The sequence below is a fragment of the Variovorax sp. P4_D9 genome, from assembly GCF_056401695.1.
Window position 1 is genome coordinate 1 of record NZ_JBFUIU010000618.1, and the last position, 5,371, is coordinate 5,371.

The following is a 5,371-nucleotide window of genomic DNA, read 5'->3' on the forward strand; positions in this document are numbered from 1 at the left end:
GATCATAGACTGAGCCAGGAGAGCACGTGACCGATGCGATTCAGCATTGGGCGAACGTCTCCTTGTGGCCGCATTCTGCCGGACAGCGCGTCCTCTGGAGGGATATGCTTGCCCAGAAAACTCATCGTTTCGGAGACTACGTGAATCGCCACCTCGTGTTCGTCTTTGGCACCCTCAAGGCGGAATTCCCCAACAGCGACGTGAACACTGGCATCCGTGTGCCCGGCAGCTTCGTGACCGAGGACCGATATCCCTTCTATCTCGTCGGAGAGCGCCATTCGCCGTGGGTTCTCAACAGTCCGGGACAAGGGCTCCACGTCGAAGGGCAGCTATTTGAAGTGACCGACGCTGGACTTCAACAGATGGATGCTCTGGAGCGGGTCGGCGAACCTGACGGGTACGAGCGAATTCGAATCAAGGTGCGAGAGGCCGGTTCGTCGCCGGCCGACACCGTCGAGGCATTCGTGTACTTGAAAAATCCGGCCTCGCTTCGCCCGGATGAAGTACATGCCGGACCTCTTGGTGAATACACGACCGCTCACGCCGCCCTCTATCGGAAGCGGTAAAAAGCACACGAACGAACAGCCGCTGCTGGCCGGCTGTAGCCTGTCGCTGGAGCCGGCGCCAATCTACGCATTGGGTAGCTTGTGGGGTTAGAGAAGGCTCCGTACCATGAGTCGATTGCAGATGCAGGAGCGCTCGTGAATATTGACACCAAGCTTGGGTACCTCAAGGACGAGTACCTGCTGTTGCAGAAGTTCTATGAGGATTACGACGCGCGCGTCATCACCATCAAGGGCTGGAGCGCGACTGTTGGTTTGGCCGCACTCGGTGTCGGCTTTTATCAGTCTAGATATCTGTGGCTTTTCGCAGCTGGCGCGGCGATGATTTTCTGGTTCTTGGAGGCGCTATGGAAGGGTTTTCAGTACATGTACGAGCCCAGAATCCAGCTGCTTGAGGCGGCGTTTTTGTCCAACGACTTCGACGGTGTCTCGCCATTTCAGGTTTACACGGCATGGGACGGCGAGTTTCAAGCCAATGGCCTAAGGATTTGGCGCAACATGCGATTGCCATTGGTGGCGTTCCCCCACGTATTCACACTGGCTGCCGGGATAGCGCTATTCATTGTCGATGCTGCCGGCGTGGCCGCGCTGCGACCGAAGTAGCAAACTGACCTTTTGAAGCCGCGACACCTCACGATGCGAACGCGACCTACGCCAGGTTCGAACGTCCGGTCCTGGCCGATTGTTGCCGGTCGCGGCCCTCGGCGGACATACTGCGGCCGTACATTCAAGTGCTGGCTCTGTAGATGACACTGAACCGCTCACACGCGACAGGCATGACCTGACTTGGTTGTCGACCAACGCGCGCGCACTCTCGGCCAAAGTAAGCCCAGTGAACGCGTCGCCAATACTCCAGAGACCCGTCGCCTTCACCCTCGGTGGCGGCGAACTCGGCGCTGACTTGCTCGAACGGCAAGACCTCGACCTCCAGCGTCTCGATGACACACACAGGCGTTCCATCCCAGTAGGTGACAACACTGAGGCCCCCCGACTTGGGTGGCGAACCGCCTGCGTTTTCCAAGGACCAGACAAGACCGGCAGTTCCCCGCTTGATGCCTGCAAGTACGAGGTCGGCAAGTGCGTTGGCATCGGTCTCGTTGTCATCGAAGTGGAACGCTTCGAAGAACCGGTCGGAGCAGTCCTCTCCAACCTCGGCGCAGAAGGCGTCCCAGAACGGGGCGATGCTTGGGGGAATGTTCGTGCTCATCCTAGGCAGCAAAGCTACCTGGCGGCAGGCGGTTGACAGCCCATCGGAAATGCCCAGTGTTGGCCGCATTCTGCCGGAGAGCCGCCCGAGCCCGCACGTCCGCGGTCGACGGCTTCATGCGTCGGTCTACCCCGGCTGCAAGAGCTATCCCATATGTCTTGGTGTTCGAAGAGCTAGCACCCCATATCATCGCTTTCGCTTCGGCCCCAGCTCCGCGCACTAGCGGGGTTGGCGACCCATGGCGCGCAGATCAGTGAAGGCAACTCTTGTTCGACTCTCGACCGACATGAGCGCAGTGGCGGCAACGACGACCTCTTCGCGGCGCTCGTCTTGATGGAAAAGGATTGGACCTCTATGACCTCCAAAGTGCAGACCAGGCAGAAAGCATCTTGCAGTGGCACTGCGGCCAAGCTGCACCGCCTGGGAACTGACCTGAACGTTCGCGACACACACCAATGAGCCAACTTTCATGGACTGACCTCTTTACGGATGCGTCTCACCTGGACTTTAGGCGCTTGCTTGGCCTGTGGCCCAAGACCGTTTCTGGTTCCGTTATCCCCATCGGCGCTTCGGCGTTTGGAGACCTCTTCTTTCAGAGGCCCCTTGGCAACGTCGAGAAGCTGGACGTCCTCGTGGGTGGTGTTCACCATGCTGCCTCTAGTTTCGACGAATTCAAGAGCCTGATGAATTCAAGGTACTGGCGGGATGTGAACTTGCTGACCGGCGGTGTTCGTTTGGCGCGAAGCAAAGGGCTCCCGAGGAAGCAGTCTCAGTTTTTCGGCTTTGCCGCGCATCCATCGTCTTCGGGCAGGATCAATTGGGCTTTGGCGACACCAATGGACGCCGTCGTTTGGCACGCTGTCTGCGCGAAGACCCTTGACGGCTCATCGCGGTATTTGCGCGTCTCGGCGACAACCGGAACCTGAGTGCAGGGAACCCTGGGCGCGGAGGTCCGTTGTGGGCCGCATTCTGCCGGAGAGCCTCCGGTCCCGCACGCCCGGGCGGCCGACGGCTTCAGGCGTCGGTCTGCTCCACTATCTCCAACGCGTCTTCAACCTCATCCGACGTAGCGCACCGCCCTCGACGCTGAGGGTCGAAATTCTCGCGCGCCAGTCGAGTTCCAGGTTCTCGTTGTCGCGCCATCCCACCTCTGTGTAGGACGGAACGAGCACGCCGGAGCGCCTCGCGTATTCGGCGAAGTGCCCTTCCCACGGAACCTGCCGGTACCCGCCATCGAAGCGCCCCCACCGGCCAGGCCTGTACACGCTGCCGACTTCTCCGCCCGGTTCAAATCGGAACTCCAGCGCGACCTCAGTCGGCCCGATCCTCATCGTCGCGAGCGCGCGCGATTGGTCGAGGTGCGTCCACTTCAACGCAGGGCTCGAAAGCAGCGCCCACGGATAGAAGGGTGCTTCCGCAAGTAACCGGTGAAGCGCGCCTCAATTGATTTCAGCGCTCCCGGCGTCATGACCAAACCTGAACCATCCAAGTCGGACCTCACTGGCACCTTGGCCCGCCCGAAACGAGTCGTGAACGGTCAGATGGACAAGTGGTGCCAGACGAACTTGCGCATTTCACCAGAATTCATTTGCCCAGCGGCCTCACTGTGTGGGTTGCGGAGGATGGCAGCCAACGTGAGGCCGACGTGCTGGTGCGCAAAGTGCCTTGCTGGGCGAAGACGAGGGTGGATGGCACACGGGTTGAAGCAGGCTCGGGAAGGGCCAGGTCAAGGTAGCGGCGAACAGGCGAAGGCAAGGGGGCCTCGTCAAGCGCGTTTGACAAGACCTGCACTATGGATGCTGCCACATGTTCCTGGGCACCCTGCGTGCATCTTCAAGTCCTCCTCGACGCCGCGACAGGCGCCCGGGCATCTTGTTCGAGGGCCTGCGGGCTTGTCAATGGGCACCGAGACTGTCCGCGGTGCGATCGCTCATGCCGAGCTACCTGGTCCGCCGGGCCAGCGGGCAGCGGGCAGCGGGCAGCGGGCAGCGGGCAGCGGGCAGCGACCAGCGCCTGCTCGCATTGCTCTTCGATTCCGCAGGGGTCCATGAACGCCAGCAACGACGGCCCTTTCTGGATCTGCGCCCCAGAAGCGATTGCTCATCGGTCGACCGATCGCCGCAGATCGATCCCTGAGCCGGTCCACGTCCATTCGACGTTCAGAGCTTGTACCCGAATTGGCGCAGCATCTTCTTGCGCGCTTCAACATCGGACTCGGTTTCGATCCCCTTGCTCTTGGCGCCGTCGACAACGCCGAGAATCCCTCGCCCGTTCCCGGTGTCGGCGACGATGACCTCCACCGGATTGGCCGTCGCGCAGTAGATGGTGCAAACCTCCGGCACCGCCTTGATGGTGTTGAGAATATTGATCGGGAATCCGCCGCTCATGAAAACAATGAAGCAGTGTCCGCAACTCAGCGCGAGGGCGTTCCTTTGCGCCAACTCGATGAGTTCCGCGTCGTTGCCAGTCCGACGCACTAGGGCGGGCCCACTTGACTCGCAAAACGCGATGCCGAACTTCATCTGCGGCGCTGTCTGCACGATCGCCTCATGCAGATCCTCGATCGTCTTGATGAAGTGCGACTGGCCCAGGATGAAGTTGAGGTCCACCGGCTTGTCGATCTGGATGGATGTGAGTTCCACGGCAGTCTCCTTGCATTGCGACCCCTGTCGGGGAAGGTTTGGTCCATTGGCGGCGGACTCATGACGGGCCGATGACAGCACCTGGCTGCACCGCAGGCGCTGGCTGGACCAGATCAATCCGGACTGCGCACATGTCCCTCGATCTCGTCACGCGCGTCCCCAAGCGTCTGGTACGCGCGAATCAGCGCCACTCGAAGGACGTCTTGGTGAGTGGGCGCATCAAAGCTCCGATCGCTGCTCAGCGAACTGGCGGACACGGCTGCGACAACGAGATGCACGGCTTGTGCGAAGCGTGCTTCGTCTATTTTGGATCTTTCGCTCATGAGCACCCTCCGGTGAAGGGAAAGTCGCCTTCAGCAGCCGAGACGCGTACCGATACGACATGCAGATGCGCGACTGTACGCCTGCGCAGCGCGTCTCCCGGCCACGACAACCGCGAAGCCAACGCTGGCATGGCCCTGAGACCCGCCTCGCGGCGTGTTTCTCCGTCAGTCACCATTCGATCGTCCCGTTCTTCCTCGCTCACGTTGGCATCGCTCGAGTGCTTCAGCAAAGGCTGGAAACATCCGATACGCTCCGTTGCGTACCCTGATCACCACTCGTTGCCAGGCCGGCCCCCGCGGAGGCCATTCAACGCCCGCGGGACACCCAAGGGTTTGCGCTGACAAGATGAGGGTCAAACCCTGTTCCCAAACGCAGTAAGAACTACGTAAGATTCCCGCCCACGCCCCAACCAAGGTACCCATGCTCGATGTCGACTTGCCAGCGCCCGCTGCGGCCGTTCGAAACCTTCTTGCCAGCCGCGGCATCGGTCCGGCGCTGGCCTTGCTCAACGACAGGACGCCCTATCGGTTCACGGCGATCTACAAACTGAACGGCGATGTGATGCACGCGGCCCATGCTTTCGACCGCGACTCCGAGTACCGCACCTGGCTGAAGGTGGTACCTCTGAGCAAGAG

General features: G+C 60.8%; 8 protein-coding genes and 1 pseudogene. 5 read left to right on the top strand and 4 right to left on the bottom strand.

What is annotated here, in order from left to right; all coding sequences use genetic code 11:
- Positions 1 to 26: 26 nt before the first annotated feature.
- Both AC1DY5_RS40645 and AC1DY5_RS40650 read left to right on the top strand, forming a co-directional pair.
- Positions 27 to 566 (top strand): gamma-glutamylcyclotransferase family protein, encoded by a 540-nt coding sequence (locus AC1DY5_RS40645; RefSeq protein WP_478120110.1) that lies wholly within the window; start codon positions 27 to 29, stop codon positions 564 to 566.
- Positions 567 to 701: 135 nt separating this feature from the next.
- Positions 702 to 1,166, top strand: a complete 465-nt coding sequence (locus AC1DY5_RS40650; RefSeq protein ID WP_478120111.1) for a hypothetical protein — start codon at positions 702 to 704, stop codon at positions 1,164 to 1,166.
- 124 nt (positions 1,167 to 1,290) lie between these two features.
- Here the strand turns inward: AC1DY5_RS40650 and AC1DY5_RS40655 are convergent, their stop codons facing one another.
- The gene (locus AC1DY5_RS40655; protein WP_478120112.1) at positions 1,291 to 1,770 is read right to left on the bottom strand and encodes an ASCH domain-containing protein; all 480 of its coding nucleotides are present in this window, start codon (positions 1,768 to 1,770) and stop codon (positions 1,291 to 1,293) included.
- Between the two features lie 455 nt (positions 1,771 to 2,225).
- Here AC1DY5_RS40655 and AC1DY5_RS40660 point away from each other — a divergent pair, with 455 nt between their 5' ends.
- Positions 2,226 to 2,696 (top strand): hypothetical protein, encoded by a 471-nt coding sequence (locus AC1DY5_RS40660; protein WP_478120113.1) that lies wholly within the window; start codon positions 2,226 to 2,228, stop codon positions 2,694 to 2,696.
- A gap of 108 nt (positions 2,697 to 2,804) precedes the next feature.
- Here the strand turns inward: AC1DY5_RS40660 and AC1DY5_RS40665 are convergent.
- A pseudogene (locus AC1DY5_RS40665) lies at positions 2,805 to 3,197 on the bottom strand (DUF6544 family protein); the annotation flags it as partial.
- 505 nt (positions 3,198 to 3,702) lie between these two features.
- Between AC1DY5_RS40665 and AC1DY5_RS40670 the strand changes: the two are divergent.
- Positions 3,703 to 3,906 (top strand): hypothetical protein, encoded by a 204-nt coding sequence (locus tag AC1DY5_RS40670; RefSeq protein ID WP_478120114.1) that lies wholly within the window; start codon positions 3,703 to 3,705, stop codon positions 3,904 to 3,906.
- A gap of 23 nt (positions 3,907 to 3,929) precedes the next feature.
- Here the strand turns inward: AC1DY5_RS40670 and AC1DY5_RS40675 are convergent, their stop codons facing one another.
- Both AC1DY5_RS40675 and AC1DY5_RS40680 read right to left on the bottom strand, forming a co-directional pair.
- Positions 3,930 to 4,412, bottom strand: coding sequence for an adenosine-specific kinase (locus AC1DY5_RS40675; protein WP_478120117.1), 483 nt, complete (start codon positions 4,410 to 4,412; stop codon positions 3,930 to 3,932).
- Between the two features lie 113 nt (positions 4,413 to 4,525).
- Positions 4,526 to 4,735 carry a hypothetical protein gene (locus AC1DY5_RS40680; protein WP_478120115.1) on the bottom strand — a complete coding sequence of 70 codons (210 nt, stop codon included), beginning with the start codon at positions 4,733 to 4,735 and terminating at the stop codon, positions 4,526 to 4,528.
- A gap of 421 nt (positions 4,736 to 5,156) precedes the next feature.
- On the opposite strand from AC1DY5_RS40680, the gene AC1DY5_RS40685 reads away from it, so the two are divergent.
- Positions 5,157 to 5,371: hypothetical protein (locus AC1DY5_RS40685; RefSeq protein WP_478120116.1), on the top strand; the 215-nt coding region annotated here is incomplete at its 3' end.

Bases quoted from the DNA above. Each gene is read 5' to 3' on its own strand.
- AC1DY5_RS40680 (WP_478120115.1), bottom strand. From the start codon at position 4,735: ATGAGCGAAAGATCCAAAATAGACGAAGCACGCTTCGCACAAGCCGTG.
- AC1DY5_RS40655 (WP_478120112.1), bottom strand. From the start codon at position 1,770: ATGAGCACGAACATTCCCCCAAGCATCGCCCCGTTCTGGGACGCCTTC.
- AC1DY5_RS40660 (WP_478120113.1), top strand. From the start codon at position 2,226: ATGAGCCAACTTTCATGGACTGACCTCTTTACGGATGCGTCTCACCTG.
- AC1DY5_RS40670 (WP_478120114.1), top strand. From the start codon at position 3,703: ATGCCGAGCTACCTGGTCCGCCGGGCCAGCGGGCAGCGGGCAGCGGGC.